Below are 18544 nucleotides of genomic sequence, written 5' to 3'. Positions count from 1 at the left end.
GTGTCAAAATCGGCGGTTCACATCGCGTGCGTAACGTACCTCAGGCCCGCTGGCTCGACACCGAAATGACCTCGCCGGTCAAATAACTGGAGTAGTCGCTCGCCAGGAAGGCGATGGTCGACGCGACTTCCCACGGCTCGGCGGCCCGGCCGAAGGCCTCGTCGGAGGAGAGCCGATCCAACAGGTCCGCAGATGCCGACTTCTCCAGGAACTTGTGCCGCGCGATACTCGGCGACACCGCGTTGATCCGCACGCCGTACTCGACGGCTTCGATCGCGCTGCAGCGGGTCAGCGCCATCACACCGGCCTTGGCCGCGGCGTAATGCGACTGTGAGTGCTGTGCGCGCCAACCCAGCACACTGGCGTTGTTGACGATGACGCCGCCGTGCTCAACGCCCCGGAAGTACCGCAGCGCCGCACGGGTTGCCCGCATCACCGAGGTGAGCGTGACGTTCAGGACGCGGTCCCACTCGTCGTCGGTCATGTCGACCAGCGGGGTCTCACCGCCAAGGCCGGCGTTGTTGACCAAAACATCCAAGCGGCCCATCTTTTCGACCGTCGCAGCAATCAACGCGTCGACTGCTTCGGTGGACGTGACATCGCAGACCACGTCCTCGACGCGGCCCAAGCCCAGCGCGGCGAGCTGCTCGCGGGTCTCCTTCAACCGCCGTTCGTGGTAGTCGGACACCACGACGTCGGCACCTTCGAGCAGCGCGCGCCGCGCAGTGGACGAGCCGATGCCCGTACCCGCGGCGGCGGTCACCAGGACCACCTTGTCTTTCAGCAGGCCATGGCCCTCGACCTCGTTGGGAGCCACTGACAAATCCATTTTTTGCTCCTCGCGTGCGCCGGTCATCCCTTTGCCTCTCGGGGTAGGCCGAGCACCCGCTCGGCGATGATGTTGCGCTGGATTTCGTTGGACCCGCCGTAGATGGTGTCCGAGCGGGAGAACAGGTACAGCCGTTGCCATTCGTCGAACTCGCCGTCTTCCAGCGTCAGGCCTGCCATACCCTGCACATCCATGGCGATCTCGCCGAGTTCGCGATGCCAGTTGGCCCACAACAGCTTCGAAACCGAGTCTTGCCCGGGCTGTTCGACGTCCATGGTGGCCAACGCGTACGACCGCATGGCCTGCAGCCCGGTCCAGGAACGGACAAGTGCGCCGCGGACCAGCGGGTCATCAGCCGCGCCGGTGCGCTTGGCCAGCTCGACCAGGTTGGAATGCTCACGGGCGTAACGGATCTGCTGACCGAGCGTCGACACGCCGCGTTCGAAGGTCAGTGTGCCCATCGCGACGCGCCAGCCGTCTCCGGGCGCTCCGACCACCAGTGACGCATCGGTGCGGGCATCATCGAAGAAGACCTCGTTGAACTCCGAGTCGCCGGTGAGCTGGATGATCGGGCGGATCTCGACGCCCGGCTGATCCAGCGGCACCAGCAGATAGGACAGGCCGGCGTGCCGCTTGGAGCCCTTCTCCGTCCGCGCCACCACGAAGCACCACTGTGCCCAGTGCGCGAGCGAGGTCCATACTTTCTGCCCGTTGATGACCCACTCGTCGCCGACCAGCTCGGCCGTCGTCGCGACGTTGGCGAGGTCGCTACCCGCGTTCGGCTCGGAATACCCCTGGCTCCACAGCTCGGTGACATTGCGGATGCTGGGCAGGAACCGCTGTTGTTGTTCTGGGGTGCCGTACTCGATGAGCGTCGGCCCGAGCAGTTCCTCGCCCAGGTGGTTGACCTTGTCGGGAGCGTTGGCGCGGGCGTACTCCTCGTAGAACGCGACCCGGTGCGCGACCGAGAGTCCGCGGCCACCGTGCTCGACGGGCCACCCCAGGCAGGTGAGCCCGGCGGCGGCGAGGTGTTGATTCCACGCGCGCCGCTCTTCGAATGCCTCATGTTCACGACCCGGTCCACCCAGGCCCTTGAGCGCGGCATATTCACCGACGAGATTGTCTGCGAGCCACTGCCGGACCTCGGCCCGGAACTCCTGGACCTCTATCACCCCTGTAGGCTAACCTACCAAGCACTTGCTTTGTTAGAGGAGCATCAATGACCACCGACCCGAGGACCGTCCCGGGGGTCCTGGACCGGATCGCCGTGCAGTTTTCCGACCATGAGGCCCTGGTCACGCCCGATAAGCACCTCACCTACGGACAACTTCGCGCCGAGGTCCGCCAGGCCGCTGCCGCCATGATCGACCTCGGCGTCCAGGCCGGCGACCGGGTCGCCATCTGGTCGCCGAACACCTGGCACTGGGTGGTTGCGTGCCTGGCCACCCACTACGCAGGTGGCGTGATGGTGCCGCTGAACACGCGCTACACCGCCAGCGAGGCCACCGACATCCTGGCGCGCACCGAAGCGCCGCTACTGATCGCCGCCGGCGAATTCCTCGGCTCTGATCGCGCGTCGCAGCTGGACCGCGGCGCGCTGCCTGCGCTGCGCCACATCGTGCGGGTGCCGATCGACGCCGACGACGGAACGTGGGACGAATTCGTCGCGCGAGGCATCGACCTTGATGCGGTCGACGCACGCGCTGCTGCGGTGTCTGCGGACGACGTCTCCGACATCCTGTTCACCTCCGGCACGACGGGTCGCAGCAAGGGCGTGCGGTGCGCGCACCGGCAGTCCCTGGACGGCTCTGCGGCGTGGGCGGCGTGCGGTGAGGTCACCAGCGCCGACCGCTACCTCTGCATCAACCCGTTCTTCCACAATTTCGGTTACAAGGCCGGCATCCTGGCCTGCCTGCAGACCGGCGCCACGCTCGTTCCGCTGTTGACATTCAACCCCGAGCAGGCCATGAAAACGGTTGCCGAGCAGCGCATCACAGTGTTGCCCGGCCCGCCGACCATCTATCAGACCCTTCTGGACCACCCGAAGCGCAGCGACTACGACCTGAGCTCGCTGCGGTTCGCGGTCACCGGCGCCGCCACGGTCCCGGTCGTGCTCATCGAGCGCATGCAGAACGAGCTGGACATCGACATCGTGCTCACCGCATACGGTCTCACCGAGGGCGCCGGGTTCGGCACCATGTGCCGACCCACCGACGACGCCGTCACGGTGGCCACCACCTGCGGCAGGCCGATTGCCGATTTCGAACTGCGCATCGACGAGCCCACCGGCGAGGTGCTGCTGCGTGGCCCCAACGTCATGCTCGGCTATCTCGACGATCCCGAGGCCACCGCGGCAGCCATCGACACCGACGGCTGGCTGCACACCGGCGACGTCGGAAAGCTCGATGCCGCAGGAAATCTGACCATCACCGACCGGCTCAAGGACATGTACATCAGCGGCGGGTTCAATGTCTACCCGGCCGAGATCGAACAGGTGCTCGCCCGGTTGGACGGCGTGGCCGAGTCCGCGGTGATCGGTGTGCCCGACGAACGCCTCGGCGAAGTCGGCAAGGCTTATGTGGTGCTCAAACCGGGCACTGCGCTCGATGAGGCCGCCGTGATCGCCTATGCGCGTGAGCATCTGGCGAACTTCAAGGCCCCGCGGTCGGTGGAGTTTCTCGACGTGTTGCCGCGAAATCCGGGCGGCAAGGTGATCAAACCCGTGCTGCGCAGCAAGGGGACCCGAGAAGGGGTGCAATGGACCTGAATTTCGACGACGAAACCGAGGCATTTCGGGCCGAGGTGCGCGAATTCCTGACGGCCAACCGCGGCTCGTTCCCGACGAAGTCCTACGACACGCTCGAAGGTTTCGAACAGCATCGCCGCTGGGACAAGGTGCTCTTCGACGCCGGGCTGTCGGTGATCGCATGGCCCAAAAAGTACGGTGGCCGCGACGCCACCCTGCTGCAATGGGTGGTGTTCGAGGAGGAGTACTTCCGGGCCGGTGCACCGGGGCGCGCCAGCGCCAACGGCACCTCGATGCTGGCACCGACGCTGTTCGCACACGGTACCGAGGAACAACTGGATCGCGTACTGCCGAAAATGGCCAGTGGCGAAGAGATCTGGGCCCAAGCCTGGTCCGAGCCCGAGTCGGGCAGCGACCTGGCGTCCCTGCGCTCGACGGCGACGCGTACGGACGGCGGCTGGAAACTCAACGGACAGAAGATCTGGAGCTCGCGGGCCCCGTTCGGCGAGCGTGGCTTCGGGTTGTTCCGCTCCGACCCGGAAGCCCAGCGGCACAAGGGCCTCACCTACTTCATGTTCGACCTCAAGGCGCCGGGGATCACCGTGCGGCCCATTGCCCAGCTCGGCGGGGACACCGGTTTCGGCGAGATCTTCCTCGACGACGTGTTCGTACCCGACCACGACGTCATCGGTGGAGTGCACGACGGCTGGCGGGCGGCGATGAGCACGTCGAGCAATGAGCGCGGCATGTCGCTGCGCAGCCCGGCCCGCTTCCTGGCTCCGGCCGAGCGGCTGGTCCGACGCTGGAAATCCAACCCGGACCCGGTGTTCACCGACCGGGTGGCCGATGCGTGGATCAAGGCCCAGGCCTACCGGCTGCACACCTTCGGCACCGTGACGCGGCTCGCGGGTGGTGGCGAATTGGGCGCCGAGTCGTCGGTGACCAAGGTGTTCTGGTCAGATCTCGACGTCGCACTGCACCAGACGGCGCTGGACCTGCAGGGCGCTGACGGTGAGCTCGCAGATCGCCCCGGACGCGAGGAGGAAAATTACTCCTGGACCGAAGGCCTGTTGTTTGCACTGGGCGGCCCGATCTACGCCGGCACCAACGAGATTCAGCGCAACATCATCGCCGAGCGACTCCTCGGACTGCCCCGGGAGGCAAAGTGAACTTCGAGATCGACGAACAGCAGCGCGATTTCGCGTCGAGCATCGACGCTGCGCTCGGCGCGGCCGACGTGCCCGCCGCGGTGCGGGCCTGGGCTGCCGGTGACAACGCGCCCGGCCGCAAGGTGTGGACGCAGCTCGCCGACCTCGGAGTGACGGCGCTGCTGGTATCCGAGAAGTTCGACGGTATCGACGCACATCCGGTGGATCTCATCGTGGCGCTGGAGCGCTTGGGCTACTGGGCGGTGCCGGGGCCGGTGACCGAATCCATTGCCGTGGCACCGGTGCTCCTTGCAGACGACGAGCGGTCCGGACAGCTCGCGACGGGTGAGCTCATCGCCACCGTGGCCATGCCGCCGCAGGTGCCGCGCGCCGTCAACGCCGACGTCGCCGGACTCGTCCTCGTGGCCGCCGACGGCCAGGTGGCAGACGCCACCGCCGGCACAGCGCACGATTCCGTCGATCCGGTGCGGAAACTTTTCGACGTCGACGTAACCGGTGCGCCCCGCACAGCTGACACCGCACGGGCCTATGAGTTCGGTGTGCTGGCCACCGCCGCACAACTGGTGGGCGCCGGACAGGCCATGCTGGATCATTCGGTGGAATACGCCAAGCAGCGCACGCAGTTCGGCCGGGTGATCGGCTCCTACCAGGCCATCAAACACAAGCTGGCCGACGTGCACATTGCCGTCGAACTCGCGCGTCCACTGGTGTACGGGGCGGCACTGTCCCTCGCAGCAGGGTCTGCCGACACGGCACGCGATGTCAGCGCCGCCAAGGTCGCCGCGGCCGACGCGGCCCTGCTGGCCGCGCGCTCGTCACTGCAAACCCACGGTGCCATCGGCTTCACGCAGGAGCATGACCTGTCCCTGCTGTTGCTCCGGGTGCAGGCGCTGCGCTCGGCCTGGGGCGATCCCACGCTGCACCGTCGTCGGCTCTTGGAGGCCTTGTGAGTGAAGAGCGCGAGCTGCTGCGGGAAACCGTTGCAGCCCTGGTGGACAAGCACGCCTCTCCGGAAGCCGTCCGCGCGGCGATGCAGTCAGAACGCGGCTACGACGAAAAGCTGTGGAGCCTGCTGTGCGAACAGGTCGGCGCCGCGGCCCTGGTGGTGCCGGAGGAGCTCGGCGGCGCCGGTGGCGAACTCGCCGATGCCGCAGTGGTTCTCGAAGAGCTGGGCAAGGCCCTGGTGCCCACTCCCCTGCTGGGTACGACCCTCGCCGAGCTGGCCCTGCTCGCTGCCGGTGACCACGAGCCGCTTGAGGCATTGGCCGAGGGCACGTCCATCGGCACCGTGGTGTTCGATCCCGAGTACGTCGTCAACGGCGACGTCGCCGATGTGGTGATCGCTGCCGACGGTGAAAACCTCACCCGCTGGACCAAATTCACCGCGCAGGCCAAGACCACCATGGATCTGACCCGACGCCTGGCCGCGGTCACGCCCGGGGAGACATCGGTGCTCGGCACCGATCCGGGCTTGTCCGACACCGCGGCGCTGCTGATCGCGGCCGAGCAGGTCGGTGCGGCGGCGCGCTGCCTGGACCTCACTGTCGCCTATACGAAGGACCGGGTGCAGTTCGGGCGGCCCATCGGCAGCTTCCAGGCGCTCAAGCATCGGATGGCCGATCTGTACGTCAAGGTGTCCGCCACGCGCGCGGTGGTCAACGACGCCATCGCCGATCCGACGCCGACATCCGCCGCGCTGGCCCGGTTCATGGCCAGCGAGACGCTGTCCGCGGTGACCGCCGAGGCCATCCAGTTGCACGGCGGCATCGCGATCACCTGGGAGAGCGACATCCAGCTGTACTTCAAACGCGCGCACGGCAGTGCACAACTGCTCGGGCCGCCGCGGGACCAGTTGCGACGGCTCGACGCAGACATTTTCTAGCGGCTGATCAAGCCCGAATCCGCGAGCCACTTCTTGGCGATGTCGGAAAGGTTGGTGCCCTTGGCGGCCTCGGCGTTCATGTCGATGAGGTCGTTGGTGGTCAGCTTCGCCGACACGTCGTTGAGCGCGTTGGTGAGGGCCTGACTTTGTTTGGACGATTTGATCAGCGGGATGACGTTCTCGGCGGCGAACAGGTTCTTGTCATCCTCAAGGGCGACAAGGTTGTTGGCCTTGAGTCCGGGATCGGTGCTGAACAGGTCGCCGGCCTGAATCTGTCCGTTGGTCAGCGCCGTCATCGTCAAAGTGCCACCGGCGTCCAGGCTGACGAAGTCCTTGAAGTTGAGCCCGTACACGTCGTGCAGGCCGACGACGCCCTGCACCCGGGTCTTCCATTCGGGCGGCCCGCCGAGCACCATTTCGCCTGCGACGGGTGCGAGGTCGGAGATCTTGTGCAGCTTGTACTTGTCGGCGGTGGCCTGCGTGACGGCGACGACGTCCTTGTCCTGGGCGGGCGACGGAGCCAGCAGCGTGATGCCGGCAGGCATCCTGCTGACCAGGCCGGTGACCACTGCCTCGGTGGTCGACGCGGTCGATTCCGGGTTGAGATAGCTGAGCAGAGCGCCGGAGTACTCCGGGACCAGATCGATGGAGCCGTCCTTCAACGCCGCCATGTAGACCTCGCGGCTGCCGATGTTGAACTGCTCCTTGACGCTGATTCCCTTGGCCTGCAAGGCCTGTGAATAGATGCTGGCGATCAGCTGGCTTTCGGTGAAGTCGGCCGACCCGATGATGACCTGCGATCCTGCCGAGCCGCCGGCATTGTCGGAGGCCAGCGGGTCGCTGTTGAGGCCGCAGGCTGACAGTGTCAACGTCGCGGCTGCGGCGGTGGCCAAGGCGGACAGGAATTTTCGTCTGATCATTTCAGACCTCCATCGGTACGGCGGTGTCAAGAGGGGAGGTTTTGGCGGCGACCCGGCGCAGACCGGGAGATACCACCACTCGGCCCATCCAGGCGAAGCCGAGTTCCAAGGCGATGGCGACGAGGGCGACAAGGATTGCACCGCCGGCCATTTCGCTGTAGTTGGCTTGCGCTCGGCCGTCGAGGATGAACCGGCCCAAGCCCTGCAGGCCCAGATAGGCGGCGATGGTCGCGGTCGAGACGATCTGCAGGGTCGAGCTGCGGATGCCCGAAATGAGCAGCGGCAGTGCGCAGGGCAGCTGAACGTGCATCAGGATCTGTCGTTTGGTGAACCCCATGCCGCGGGCCGCGCCCACCGCGTCGGGGTCGGCGTTCTGGATCCCGGCGTACGTGCCGGTGAGGATCGGCGGCACCGCCAGCAGCACCAGCACCACGATGGTCGGCAGGACGTAGACGAGCTTTCCTGCGACGACGGGCGCGAAAAGCAGGAACAGCAGCACCAGCAGGCCCAGGCTGGGCAGCGCCCGCAGTGCATTGGCGAGCCCGGCGACCAGGGTCTCACCGCGGCCGGTGTAGCCGATCACGATTCCCAACGGCACGCCGATGGCCAAGGCAACCAGCAGCGCGATGGCCGAATAGAGCAGGTGATAGCCGACCTGCATGGGGATGCTGCCCGAACCGCTCCAGTGCGCCGGATCGGTGAACCAGCCGATGATGTTCATGAGGTGACCGTCCGTTGCCGCCATGGGGTGAGTAGTTTGTTCGCCACGATGATCAGTCCGTCGAGGATCACCGCGAGTACGACGCACATCACCACGCCGGTGACGAGCGGTACGAACAGCCGCAGCTGAAAGCCCTGGGTGAAGAGCGACCCGAGCTGCGGAATGCCCAGGAGCGCAGCCATTGTCACGATGCTGACGTTGGACACCACCGCCACCCGCAGGCCTGCGGCGATCACCGGTACCGCGACCGGCAGTTCCACCAGCAGCAGTCGCTGCCAGCCGCGGTAGCCCATGGCCTCTGCGGCGGCCACGGTGTCGTGCGGCACCGAGCTCAGCCCGTCGGCGACGACGCGCACCAGCAGCGCCAAGGTATAAAAGGTAAGCGCCACAATGATGTTGATCGGATCCAAGATCTTGGTCCCGAGCAACACGGGCAGCAGGATGAACAGGGCCAGCGACGGGATGGTGTAGAGCAGGCCGGCCACCCCGACGATGGCCGCATACCCCCGCTTCGACCGGTGCGCCCACCACCCCAGCGGCAACGCCAGCAGCAGACCCAGCACCGTGGGGATCACGGTCAGCCAGGTGTGGCTGATGGTGAGGGTCAGGATGCGGTCGAGGTTCGACGAGATCCAGTTCACGATCGGGAGTCCTTCGCGCGTCGGATGGCCTCCACGATGTCGTGATCGGTGACGGTGCCGAGCAACTTTCCGGCGTCATCGGTGACGACGCAGCGTCCGCTCGGGCTGGACAGCGCCGAGTTGAGCAATTCACGCAGCGGGTCCGAGCGGCGGGCGGTGGTGCCGCACAGGTTCACGTCACGGTCGGCGACTGTGGCACCGGACAGGTTCGCGGTGTCGACCCAGCCGACCGGCGCGTGGTTGACGTCGACCGCCAGGATCCACTTGCCCTCGACCACCGGTATGTCCGAAACCGGTTGCCCAACCGTCACTGTCGGCTCGTCGTTGAGTCGCAGCCGATCATCGGCGGTGTGGAAACCGAGCGCCTGGTAGCCGCGGGCGGAGCCCACGAAGTCGGCGACGAACGAATCGGTCGGGGCAGCCAGCAGCTCGGCGGGTGACGCGGCTTGCGCGAGCGTTCCGCCTTCCCGCAGCACCACCACCTGATCGCCCAGCTTGAGGGCCTCGTCGATGTCGTGGGTGACCATCACGATGGTCTTGGAGATGTCGGCCTGCAATTGCAGGAACCCGTCCTGCAACTGGCTGCGGACGATCGGGTCGACCGCGCTGAAGGGCTCGTCCATCAACAGGAATGGCGGATCGGTCGCCAGCGCGCGGGCCACGCCCACTCGCTGTTGCTGACCGCCGGAGAGCTGCCATGGATAACGCCGGGCGAACTTGGCGTCGAGCCCGACACGTTCCAGCAGTTCCATTGCCTTGGAACGGGTTTCCTTCTTGCCGCCGCCGAGCAACCGCGGCAGCGCGGCCACGTTGTCGACGACCGTGCGGTGGGGAAACAGGCCCGCGTTCTGGATGACGTAGCCGATTCGGCGTCGCAGCGACACCCGGTCCAGCGACTGGGTGTCGACTCCGTCGAGTTCGATTGTGCCCGAGCTGGGTTCGATGAGCCGGTTGATCATCCGCATCGAGGTCGTCTTGCCGCAGCCGGACGGGCCGACCAGCGTGGTGATCTTTCCGTTGGGCGCGGTCAACGTCAGGCTGTCCACGGCGACCGTGCCGTCCGGGTACACCTTGGAGACGTTGTCGAATGTGATCATGACTGTCTTTCTTCGGAGTCTGGCTTGGGGGAACGGCTCAGCTGGGCGGACAACTCCGCCGCAGCCGAGACCAGCAGCTCGCCGCACCGGGACGCCTCGGATTCGGTGACCCGGTAACTCGGGATCACGAAACTCAGCGCTGCGACGATGCGTGCTTCGGAGTACACCGGGCACGCGATCGCGGTCACGTCGGGCTCGACACCGCGTTCGACAACGACGTACCCGTCGCTGTTGACGTCACCGCGGAGCGCATGCCCCGCGGCGGAGATATCCAGTGGAATGGTCCGGCCCACCCAACTGGTGTGGCGCACAGAGTGAGTGCCCTGCATGATGCCGATGTAAATGGCGAGGTCACTGTGCCATTCGACCGACAGGTAGACGGACTCACCGGTCTGTGCGACGAGTTTCTCCATGACCGGCTTGGCCAGGTCGGTCAATGACTCACTGCTGAGCGCGGCGGCGCCCAGTTGGATCATCCGGCCGCCGGGACGGTAGATGCCGGCCTCGTCCTTCGCGACGAAACCCGTGGCCTCCAACGTACGTAACAACCGCAGCGCGGTGCTCGGCGCGAGATCGCAATCCCTGGCGCTGTCAGCAAGATTCGCGCTGCCACGCTCGCAGATCGTGGCGAGCAGGGCCAGTGCCCGCTCCACGGTCCGGGTGGATGCCTCAGCCAACTCGCCACTCCTCTCACCCCGTGCCATTTCTAGTGGCTGGAATTCGATTGCCATCTAGCGGAATTTTTAGGTTGGAGCGATGATAGGTCGTGTCACGCGGCAGCGGTAGAGATTGAGGAGAATTACATGGTTGTGCTGAACGGGACGGGCACGATTGCAGACGTCGTGACGCTCGCCGACCGCCGTGAACAGGTATCGATCTCCGCAGAAGTCCTGGCCGGCGTCGAACAGGCCTACCACCGCGCAGCCGATCTGAGCGCACGCTTTCCCACCTACGGGCGCACCACCGGGGTCGGCGCGAATCGAACCACCCAGGTTCTCGCCGACGACAAGGACTACGGGATGCGACTGCTGCGCAGCCACGCCGTCGACGCCGGCGATCCCCTCGCCGACAGGACCGTCCGGGCCATGCTCGCCGTGCGATTGATTCAGCTGTGCGCACCCGGGGCTGGGCTCGACCCGAAGATCCTGTCCGCGCTCGCGCGGATGCTCAACGACGACGCGCTGCCCGAACTCCTCCAGTACGCGTCGATCGGCACCGGCGACCTCGCCGCGCTGGCAGGCACCGCCCTGACCTTGATCGGCGAGCGACCGGCGAAAGCGCCCCTGCCGCCGATGCCCCCGTGGGGTGCCGACAGCGCGCTGCCGTTCATGAGCAGCAGCGCCCTCACTGTCGGACGCACGTGCCTCGCCCTGGACGAGCTGCACCGGTTGGAGCGCGCGTCCAGCGTCATCTACATGCTCAGTTTCCTTGCCCTCGACGGTAACCCGTCGACGTTCTCGGTCCCCGCAGCCCGCGCCGCGGCCGCCCCGCACGTCGACACGGTCGCCGCACGCCTGCGCTGGCTCTCGGCGGGCGACGGGCGTGACGGTCGCCAGCCGCGTCGCATCCAGGATCCGTACGGCCTGCGGGTCTACCCGGTCGCGCACGCCAGCGTCGTCGCGTCGCTGGATTCGCTTGGACGGCAACTGGAACGGACGCTCAATGCGGCCCAGGAGAACCCCCTGTTCGATGTCGATGGCGACATGGTCGTCCATCACGGCGCGTTCTATCAGGCGTCGCTGTCACTCGAGCTCGACGGTGCCACTCTGGCGTTGGCACTCACCGCGCCCATCACGCATTCGCGCATCCGGATGCTCAACGATCCGGAGACCAACGGCCACAACGCATTTCTCGCTGCCGGCGAAGACGGATCATCGGGGCTGATGATGGTCGAATATGTCGCCGCCGGGGCGATCGCCGAGATCCGGGCGGCGGCGCAACCCGCATCGGTCGGCACTCTCGTCCTGTCCCGTGGTGCCGAGGAAGACGCCACGTTCGCGTCTCAAGGCACGCAGCAACTCGAACGGTCGGTCGCCGCGTATCGGGTGTTGCTGGCCTGCGAGTTGGTCGGCGCGCTGCGGCTGCTTCGGCAACGTGGTCTGCACGACCGGTTCGGCGGGGTGCTCGGCGAGGCGCTCGACCTCGCCGCGGAACTACCGTGGAACGACCAGGATCGTGATCTGCGCGGTGATCTGGCGGCCGCCGAGGAGCTGCTGGACCACCTGGGCGGGTTGGTCACGGATTCCGACGGCTAGCCTGGCGAGATGGACGTCTCATTGCGCGCAGGTATCCCACCGTTCCATGTGATGGATGTGTGGCTGGCCGCCGCTGAACGTCAGCGTACCCACGGTGACCTGGTGAATCTGTCGGCAGGCCAGCCCAGCGCCGGGCCGCCGACCGCGGTGCGCGAGGCTGCCGTCGCGGCGATCCACGGCAACCAGCTCGGCTACACCGTCGCGCTGGGCATCCCCGAACTGCGCGCCCAGATCGCCGCGTCGTACCGCAAGTACGGCATCGAGGTCGGCGTCGACGACGTCGTGCTCACGACCGGATCGTCCGGCGGATTCCTGCTGACCTTCCTGGCGTGTTTCGACGTCGGCGACCGGGTGGCGATCGCCAGCCCCGGCTACCCGTGTTACCGCAACATCCTCACGGCGCTGGGCTGCGAAGTCGTCGAGATCCCGTGCGGCCCGCAGACCCGTTTCCAACCCACGCTCGCCATGCTCGAAGAGTTGGATCCGCCAGTGGCCGGCGTGATCGTCGCGAGCCCGGCGAACCCGACCGGAACCGTGATCCCGCCCGACGAGCTGGCCGCGATCGCTTCGTGGTGCGAGGCGTCGGGCGTGCGGCTGGTCAGCGACGAGGTCTATCACGGCCTGGTGTACGAGGGTGCGCCCGCGACCAGTTGCGCATGGGAGACGTCGCGAGATGCCGTGGTGGTCAACAGCTTTTCGAAGTACTTCGCGATGACGGGCTGGCGGCTCGGCTGGCTGCTGGTGCCGGAGGAGCTGCGCCGCGTGGTGGACTGCCTCACCGGCAACTTCACCATCTGCCCGCCCGCGCTGGCCCAGCATGCCGCGGTGGCCGCGTTCACCCCGGAGTCGCTGGCCGAGGCCGACGGGCTGCTGGCGCACTACGCGGACAATCGCAGGCTGCTGCTCGACGGGTTGAGCGATATCGGGATCGACCGGCTGGCTCCGACCGATGGCGCGTTCTACGTGTACGCCGATGTCAGCGACCGCACCGACGACTCACTGTCCTTCTGCTCGAAGCTGTTGGCCAACACCGGTGTTGCCATCGCTCCCGGGGTCGACTTCGACACGGTCCGGGGCGGTTCATACGTCCGGCTGTCGTTCGCGGGGCCGACGAGCGACATCGAGGAAGCCCTGCACCGGATCGAGCTGAACCTGCGCCGAAACTACGCTTTTTGACGGGAAATCAGTGATTTCGCGGCAAAACCCGTAGTCTCGGCGGGTCTATCGCTTGATAGCCGCATACCAATCCAGCAGATCCGGGTTGTCCACGGCGCTGCGCTCGACCACCTTGGCCGGGTCGGCGCCTTGGAACAGCTTTTTGATCGGCACCTCGAGCTTCTTGCCGGTCCGGGTATGCGGAACGCCTGGCGCGACGATGATCTCGTCGGGCACGTGACGCGGGGACACCTCGGTGCGGATGGTCTGCTTGATGCGGTCGCGCAGGTCGTCGGTGAGCTCGATCCCGTCGGCCAGCACGACGAACAACGGCATCCAGTAGCCGCCGTCGGGTTGCTCGGCGCCGATCACGAGAGACTCGACGATCTCCGGCAGCCGCTCGACCGCCTGGTAGATGTCGGCACTGCCCATCCGGATACCGTGCCGGTTCAGGGTCGAGTCGGAGCGGCCGTGCACGACGATGCTGCCGTGGTCGGTGATGGTGATCCAGTCGCCGTGCCGCCACACCCCGGGAAACATCTCGAAATAGGCGTCCCGGTAACGGGATCCGTCGGCATCGTTCCAGAAGCGGATCGGCATGGACGGCATCGGCTTGGTGATCACCAACTCGCCCACCTCGCCGCGCACGGGATTGCCTGCTTCGTCCCGGGCATCGAGCGCCACCCCGAGGAACGGCGCGGAGAGCTCCCCCGGCCACACCGGCACGGTCGGGACCCCGCCGATGAACGCCGACACCACATCGGTGCCGCCGCTGATCGAATTCACCTGAACCCGCTCGCCGACGTTGTCCCGCAACCACAGTGCCGAGGACGGCGGCAAGGACGATCCCGTGATGCCGACACTGCGCAGCGCCGACAGGTCGTGCTGCTTGCGCGGTACCGCACCGGCTTTCGCGCACGCCAACACGTAGCCGGGGCTGGTACCGAGCACCGTGGCACCGATCGTGGCCGCGATGCTCCACAGCGCATCGGCCTGCGGGTAGGTGGGGCTGCCGGCGTAGCAGACGATGGTTGCGCCCACCAGCAGGCCTGCCACCTGGAAGTTCCACATCATCCAGCTGGGGCTGGTGTACCAGAAGAACGTGTCGTCGCGACCGATGTCACTCTGCAGGGCAACGGCTTTGAGGTGCTCGACGAGCACGCCGCCATGGCCGTGCACGATGCCCTTGGGCAGTCCGGTGGTTCCCGACGAATACAGGATCCACAGCGGATGGTCGAAATCGACGGCGGTGGTGACCAGTTCGGCGTCGCCGGGTGCGCTCGCCGACTCCCAGTCCACCCACTCGCTGCGGGCCGAGCCGAGCCGCGACACCAGCACAGCCGCCTTGAGCGTCGGCAACCCGGCGCGCAGCGTGGCGATGTCCTCGCTTTTGTCGTGCTCCTTACCGGCGAAGCGGTAGCCGTCCGCGGTCACGAGCACCGTCGGCTCCAGCTGACCGAGCCGGTCCAGCGCGGCCTTCGCGGTGTAGTCCTGCCCGCATGCGCTCCAGATCCCCCCGATGCTCGCGGTGGCGAGGAACGCGATGATGGCCTCGGCGATGTTCGGCAGGTAGCCGACCACGCGATCCCCCGGCCGCACCCCCAGCGAGCGTAGGGTTTCCGCGAAGGTCGCTGTGCGCGCGAGCAATTCGGACCAGGCCAACTCGGTGACGGCGCCACCCTCGGCGACCGTCAGGATCGCGGGCCGGTCGGTGCGGGCGTTGCGCTGAATCTGGTCGACGTAGTTCAGCCGTGCGCCCGGGAACCAGCGCGCCCCCGGCATCGTCTCGCCAGCGAGCACCTCGGCCGGCCGCTCACCGAGGTCGAAGTAGTCCCACAGGGCACCCCAGAATTCGGCAGGGTCATCGACCGACCACTGCCACAGATCGTGGTAGTCGGCCAGTTCGCGCCGTGCCCGCGCCGCCACGAACCGGGCGAAGTCCGTGACTTGCGCGTTGTCGATGTCGGCCTGCGTCGGCTCCCACTGGGGCGGGGTACTCATCGTGCGGTCCATCCACCATCCATCGTGTACGACGCCCCGGTCACCATCCTGGCGTCCGGTGATGCGAGCCAACCTACCAACGAGGCAACCTCTTCGGGCTCCGTCAGCTGCTTGATGGCACTCTCCTTCAGCAGCACCTTGGCTACCACCTCGTCCTCGGGAATGCCGTGGATGCGGGCCTGATCGGCGATCTGCTTGGCCACCAGCGGCGTCCGCACATAGCCGGGGTTGACGCAGTTGCTGGTGACGCCGTGTGGACCACCTTCCAGCGCGGTCACCTTCGACAGCCCCTCCAACGCGTGCTTGGCCGTGACGTACCCGGCCTTGAATTCCGACGCGCGCAGCCCGTGCACCGACGAGATGTTGATGATCCGGCCGAATCCGCCGGCGTACATGTGCGGCAACGCAGCCCGGATGAGCAGAAACGGCGCCTCGACCATCAAGGCGAGCAGCATCCGGAACTTCTCCGGCGGAAACGCGTCGATCGGGTTGATGCTCTGGATCCCGGCGTTGTTGACCAGAATGTCGCAGTCCAGCCGCAGGCCTTCGAGCGCCCTTACGTTGAGAAGATCAACCGCCCAGGACTTCCCGCCGACCTTGGCCGCCACGGCGGAGGCTCCCGCGGCGTCGATGTCGGCGACCGTCACGGTCGCACCGCGTGCGGCGAGCGCATGCACGCACGCCGCACCGATCCCGCTCGCGGCGCCGGTGACCAGCGCCGTGCGCCCCTTCAGATCGCTCATGTCAGCGCCCTTTCCGCGTCGGCTGCGTCGATGTCGACCAGGTCGATTCCCTTGGTCTCCCGAGCGAACACCACCGAGACCAGGGTGATGAGCGCGGCCCCGGCCAGGTACCCGGCAATCGGCACCCAGGAGTCGTATTGGCGCAGCAACCACACCGCGATGATGGGCGCCAACGACCCGGCCACAATGGCAGTCACCTGATAACCAAGGGACACACCGGAATAACGCATCCGGGTCGGGAACATCTCGGCCATGATCGCCGGTTGCGGTGCGTACATGAAGGCGTGGATCACCAACCCGAGCGTCACCGCCGCGACGATCGGCAGATACTTGCCGGTGTCCATCATGGGGTAGGCGACAAAGCCCCAGAACACCGCCGCCACGGCCCCGATGAAGTACACGGGCCGCCGCCCGTACCGGTCCGAGAGCCGACCGACCGTCGGGATCGCCACCAGATGGGCCGTGTGGGCGATGAGCAGCCACCACAGGATGTCGCTGGTGTCGGAGTGCACCTGTTCCTTGAGATAAGTGATGGAGAAGGTGACCACCAGGTAGTACATGATGTTCTCGCCGAAGCGCAGCCCCATCGCGGTCAGCACCCCGCGCGGGTACCGCTTGAGCACCTCGATGGCGCTGAACGAGCTCTCCTTGATCTGTTCGGCTTCCTGTTGCGCCGCAAGGAAGATCGGGGCGTCGGAGACCTTGGTGCGGATGTAGTAGCCGATCAGCACCACGACGGCCGACAGCCAGAACGCCACGCGCCACCCCCACGACAGGAAGTCCGCGTGGGACAGCCCGCCGTAGAGCACCAGCAGCACGACGGTGGCCAGGATGTTGCCGACCGGCACGCCGGCCTGCGGCCAGCTGGCCCAGAATCCGCGGGTGCGGTTGGGGCTGTGCTCGGCGACCAGCAGCACCGCGCCGCCCCATTCCCCGCCGACGGCGAAGCCCTGCAGGAACCGCAGGACCACCAGCAGGGTCGGGGCGAGATAACCGATCTGACCGAACGTGGGCAGGCAGCCCATCAGGAAGGTCGACACACCCACGAGCAGCAGGCTGAACTGCAGCAGCTTCTTGCGGCCGTATTTGTCGCCGTAGTGCCCGAACACGACGCCGCCCAGCGGGCGGGCGATGAAGCCGACGGCATAGGTGACGAACGCGGCCAGGATGGCGTCGAGGTCATTGCCGCCCTGAGCGAAGAACACCTTGTTGAAGACGAGCGTGGCCGCGGTCCCGTAGAGGAAGAACTCATACCACTCCACCACCGTGCCTGCCATCGATGCGACGACGACGCGTCGCAGTCCAGCGGGAATGGGCGCGCTCATCGGCGACTCCTCATGACGTGGATCATTACCTTTACCCAGTGTGACGGGTCTTACAGCTTCCGGTGAGTATTCATGCAGGTATGTTCGGCCGCAATGACCAGATCTGCAGCTTGTCTCTGCAAAAATGCAGATGTGAGCGACAGGGCAGCCCGGCCACCCAGCGCCGATGATCTGCTGGTGCTGCTGGCCGTGGGGCGGTCGGGCCGTTACACCGCGGCGGCCGACGAGCTCGGCATCAACCACACCACGATCTCGCGGCGCATCGCCGCGCTCGAGCGGGCCATCGGTGGCCGGGTGCTGACCCGCGCCGGCAGCGGCTGGGAACTCACCGACCTGGGGCGCGACGCGCTCGCCGCGGCCGAGACCGTGGAATCGGCGGTCCGCTCGGTCAGTGCCACCGGGATGCGGCAGCTCGAGGGCGTGGTGCGCGTCTCGGCGACCGACGGTTTCAGCGCCTACATCGCGGCGCCTGCCGCCGCGCACGTCCAACGTCGGCACCCGCGCGTCACCGTCGAGATCGTCGCTACCACGCGCCGCGCATCGCTGCAGCGGTCGAGTCTGGACATCGAGATCGTCGTCGGAGCACCGCAGGTGCGCCGGGCCGAGGCGATCCGGCTCGGTGACTACCGGCTCGGGCTCTACGCCTCCCGCGACTATCTCGCCGAACACGGCACACCCGAGTCGGTCGACGAGCTGGCCGCCCATCCGCTGGTGTACTTCATCGATTCGATGCTGCAGGTGGACGATCTCGATGTCGCGACCGCATCCGTCCCCGCCATGCGGGAATCGGTGACCTCCACCAACGTCTTCGTCCACGTGGAGGCAACCCGGGCCGCGGCAGGCCTGGGCCTGCTCCCGTGCTTCATGGCCGACCGGCACGACGATTTGGTGCGGGTGCTGCCCGATGCCGTCTCGGCGCAGTTGAGCTACTGGCTGGTGGCCCGGGCCGAGACGCTGCGCAGGCCGGTCGTGGCTGCCGTCGTCGATGCCATCCGCGACCGGATGGAAGAGCAACGCGACGTACTGCTCGGCGGCAATGCTTACCCGACAGGGTGATTCG

Annotated in this window: 17 protein-coding genes; 7 read left to right on the top strand and 10 right to left on the bottom strand. The window is 66.8% G+C overall.

Going from position 1 to position 18544, the window contains the following annotated elements; all coding sequences use genetic code 11:
* Positions 1–40 precede the first annotated feature (40 nt).
* Together ipdF and ipdE1 are read right to left on the bottom strand one after the other, a co-directional pair.
* A complete protein-coding gene (gene ipdF / locus BTO20_RS04550; RefSeq protein ID WP_087081602.1) occupies positions 41–829 on the bottom strand; it encodes a (5R,7aS)-5-hydroxy-7a-methyl-1-oxo-2,3,5,6,7,7a-hexahydro-1H-indene-carboxyl-CoA reductase in 789 nt (262 codons plus the stop codon).
* A 23-nt stretch (positions 830–852) separates the two neighbouring features.
* Positions 853–2001 carry an acyl-CoA dehydrogenase IpdE1 gene (gene ipdE1, locus BTO20_RS04545; RefSeq protein ID WP_087073753.1) on the bottom strand — a complete coding sequence of 383 codons (1149 nt, stop codon included), beginning with the start codon at positions 1999–2001 and terminating at the stop codon, positions 853–855.
* Between the two features lie 47 nt (positions 2002–2048).
* On the opposite strand from ipdE1, the gene fadD3 reads away from it, so the two are divergent.
* Genes fadD3 through ipdE2 form a run of 4 tightly spaced genes read left to right on the top strand, consistent with a single transcriptional unit; the run spans position 2049 to position 6626 of the window.
* Positions 2049–3596: a 3-((3aS,4S,7aS)-7a-methyl-1,5-dioxo-octahydro-1H-inden-4-yl)propanoate--CoA ligase FadD3 gene (gene fadD3 / locus BTO20_RS04540; RefSeq protein WP_087073751.1), complete on the top strand. Its 1548-nt coding sequence runs from the start codon at positions 2049–2051 to the stop codon at positions 3594–3596.
* Positions 3587–4744 carry an acyl-CoA dehydrogenase family protein gene (locus tag BTO20_RS04535; RefSeq protein ID WP_087073749.1) on the top strand — a complete coding sequence of 386 codons (1158 nt, stop codon included), beginning with the start codon at positions 3587–3589 and terminating at the stop codon, positions 4742–4744. The genes fadD3 and BTO20_RS04535 overlap by 10 nt, the downstream gene beginning before the upstream one ends.
* Entirely contained in the window at positions 4741–5694 is a 954-nt protein-coding gene (locus BTO20_RS04530; protein WP_087073748.1) for an acyl-CoA dehydrogenase family protein, read from the top strand. Before BTO20_RS04535 ends, BTO20_RS04530 begins: the two co-directional genes overlap by 4 nt.
* Positions 5691–6626: an acyl-CoA dehydrogenase IpdE2 gene (gene ipdE2 / locus BTO20_RS04525; RefSeq protein WP_087073746.1), complete on the top strand. Its 936-nt coding sequence runs from the start codon at positions 5691–5693 to the stop codon at positions 6624–6626. Before BTO20_RS04530 ends, ipdE2 begins: the two co-directional genes overlap by 4 nt.
* Here the strand turns inward: ipdE2 and BTO20_RS04520 are convergent.
* From BTO20_RS04520 to BTO20_RS04500, 5 genes are read right to left on the bottom strand one after another with little or no spacing between them, the layout of a single operon-like run.
* Positions 6623–7546 carry an ABC transporter substrate-binding protein gene (locus BTO20_RS04520; RefSeq protein ID WP_087073744.1) on the bottom strand — a complete coding sequence of 308 codons (924 nt, stop codon included), beginning with the start codon at positions 7544–7546 and terminating at the stop codon, positions 6623–6625. The genes ipdE2 and BTO20_RS04520 overlap by 4 nt on opposite strands.
* 1 nt (position 7547) lies before the next feature.
* On the bottom strand, positions 7548–8267 hold the full coding sequence (locus BTO20_RS04515) for an ABC transporter permease (RefSeq protein WP_232491034.1): 720 nt from the start codon (positions 8265–8267) through the stop codon (positions 7548–7550).
* Positions 8264–8908, bottom strand: a complete 645-nt coding sequence (locus BTO20_RS04510) for an ABC transporter permease (RefSeq protein ID WP_087073740.1) — start codon at positions 8906–8908, stop codon at positions 8264–8266. The genes BTO20_RS04515 and BTO20_RS04510 overlap by 4 nt, the downstream gene beginning before the upstream one ends.
* Complete coding sequence (locus BTO20_RS04505) at positions 8905–10005, bottom strand: ATP-binding cassette domain-containing protein (RefSeq protein WP_087073738.1); 1101 nt, start codon at positions 10003–10005, stop codon at positions 8905–8907. Before BTO20_RS04505 ends, BTO20_RS04510 begins: the two co-directional genes overlap by 4 nt.
* Positions 10002–10682 carry an IclR family transcriptional regulator gene (locus BTO20_RS04500; protein WP_087081600.1) on the bottom strand — a complete coding sequence of 227 codons (681 nt, stop codon included), beginning with the start codon at positions 10680–10682 and terminating at the stop codon, positions 10002–10004. The genes BTO20_RS04505 and BTO20_RS04500 overlap by 4 nt, the downstream gene beginning before the upstream one ends.
* A gap of 126 nt (positions 10683–10808) precedes the next feature.
* Between BTO20_RS04500 and BTO20_RS04495 the strand changes: the two genes are divergently transcribed.
* Together BTO20_RS04495 and BTO20_RS04490 are read left to right on the top strand one after the other, a co-directional pair.
* A complete protein-coding gene (locus BTO20_RS04495; RefSeq protein ID WP_087073736.1) occupies positions 10809–12260 on the top strand; it encodes an aromatic amino acid lyase in 1452 nt (483 codons plus the stop codon).
* Positions 12261–12269: 9 nt separating this feature from the next.
* Positions 12270–13436: a pyridoxal phosphate-dependent aminotransferase gene (locus tag BTO20_RS04490; RefSeq protein ID WP_087073734.1), complete on the top strand. Its 1167-nt coding sequence runs from the start codon at positions 12270–12272 to the stop codon at positions 13434–13436.
* 45 nt (positions 13437–13481) lie between these two features.
* On the opposite strand, the gene BTO20_RS04485 is transcribed toward BTO20_RS04490, so the two are convergent.
* From BTO20_RS04485 to BTO20_RS04475, 3 genes are read right to left on the bottom strand one after another with little or no spacing between them, the layout of a single operon-like run.
* Complete coding sequence (locus tag BTO20_RS04485; protein ID WP_087081598.1) at positions 13482–15416, bottom strand: acetoacetate--CoA ligase; 1935 nt, start codon at positions 15414–15416, stop codon at positions 13482–13484.
* On the bottom strand, positions 15413–16159 hold the full coding sequence (locus tag BTO20_RS04480) for a 3-hydroxybutyrate dehydrogenase (protein WP_087073732.1): 747 nt from the start codon (positions 16157–16159) through the stop codon (positions 15413–15415). The genes BTO20_RS04485 and BTO20_RS04480 overlap by 4 nt, the downstream gene beginning before the upstream one ends.
* Entirely contained in the window at positions 16156–17484 is a 1329-nt protein-coding gene (locus BTO20_RS04475; protein ID WP_087073731.1) for an MFS transporter, read from the bottom strand. Before BTO20_RS04475 ends, BTO20_RS04480 begins: the two co-directional genes overlap by 4 nt.
* Positions 17485–17556: 72 nt before the next feature.
* On the opposite strand from BTO20_RS04475, the gene BTO20_RS04470 reads away from it, so the two are divergent.
* Positions 17557–18540 carry a LysR family transcriptional regulator gene (locus BTO20_RS04470; RefSeq protein ID WP_198344254.1) on the top strand — a complete coding sequence of 328 codons (984 nt, stop codon included), beginning with the start codon at positions 17557–17559 and terminating at the stop codon, positions 18538–18540.
* The last annotated feature ends 4 nt before the right edge of the window (positions 18541–18544 follow it).

Source organism: Mycobacterium dioxanotrophicus, from assembly GCF_002157835.1.
In the GTDB taxonomy this organism is placed as follows: Bacteria; Actinomycetota; Actinomycetes; order Mycobacteriales; family Mycobacteriaceae; genus Mycobacterium; species Mycobacterium dioxanotrophicus.
Note: the sequence above shows the minus strand (reverse complement) of the source record. Positions and strands in the feature narration are given on the sequence as shown.